This window comes from Xylophilus sp. ASV27, from assembly GCF_016428875.1.
In the GTDB taxonomy this organism is placed as follows: Bacteria; Pseudomonadota; Gammaproteobacteria; order Burkholderiales; family Burkholderiaceae_C; genus Xylophilus.
In genome coordinates, this window is record NZ_JAELTO010000340.1 from 1 (window position 1) to 309 (window position 309).

Genomic DNA, 309 nt, shown 5'->3' on the forward strand with positions numbered 1-309 from the left:
GGCCAGCAGCGGGATGGCCGCCTGCTCGTGCAGGGTGCTGGCGCGGCCGTCCCAGCCATGGCCGCCGGCCGGGCCCTGGTCCACGCTCTCGTCGAAGTGCGCGGTGAAGGGCCTGTCTCTTATACACATCTGACGCTGCCGACGAAGAGAACCTAGTGTAGGTGGGGGGGGGGGGGGGGGGGGTGGAGGGGGGGGGGGGGGGGGGGGGGGGGGGGGGGGGGGGGGGGGGGGGGGGGGGGGGGGGGGGGGGGGGGGGGGGGGGGGGGGGGGGGGGGGGGGGGGGGGGGGGGGGGGGGGGGGGGGGGGGGG

General features: G+C 82.5%; 1 pseudogene. It reads right to left on the reverse strand.

From position 1 onward, the window contains the following. Positions 1 to 309: pseudogene (locus JHD63_RS23230) on the reverse strand (hypothetical protein); the annotation flags it as partial.